Annotated in this window: 1 pseudogene; it reads left to right on the top strand. The window is 56.7% G+C overall.

Features of this window, described 5'->3' with window-relative positions:
- Positions 1-72 precede the first annotated feature (72 nt).
- Positions 73-434 (top strand): annotated as a pseudogene (locus SQ11_RS15360) (flagellin); the annotation flags it as partial.

The raw sequence follows: 434 nt of genomic DNA, 5'->3' as shown, positions 1-434 counted from the left end.
GAATGCAGGTGGATCAAAGTTGAAAGCTGTAGGGTTCAATTCCATCACACTTTAATCGAGGAGATTTTTAAAATGGCTGCAATTATCAACACCAACGTAATTTCGCTGAATGCGCAACGTAACCTGAGCAGTTCGCAAAGTGCGCTCGCCACGTCCCTGCAACGCCTGTCTTCCGGCATGCGCATCAACAGCGCCAAGGACGATGCGGCGGGGTTGGCGATTTCCGATCGCATGACTTCCCAGATTCGCGGCCTGAACCAGGCGGCGCGCAATGCCAACGACGGCATCTCGATGGCGCAGACCGCCGAGGGTGCGTTGGGAGAAATCGGCAACAACCTGCAGCGCATCCGCGAGCTGGCGGTGCAATCGCGCAACGCGAGCAACAGCGTGAGCGACCGTACCGCGCTCAATAACGAAGTCCAGCAGCTCAAGGA

This window comes from Nitrosospira sp. NpAV (assembly GCF_000832065.1).
In the GTDB taxonomy this organism is placed as follows: Bacteria; Pseudomonadota; Gammaproteobacteria; order Burkholderiales; family Nitrosomonadaceae; genus Nitrosospira.
The sequence above is the reverse complement of the archived record's forward strand: the minus strand, read 5'-3'. Positions and strand labels throughout refer to the sequence as shown.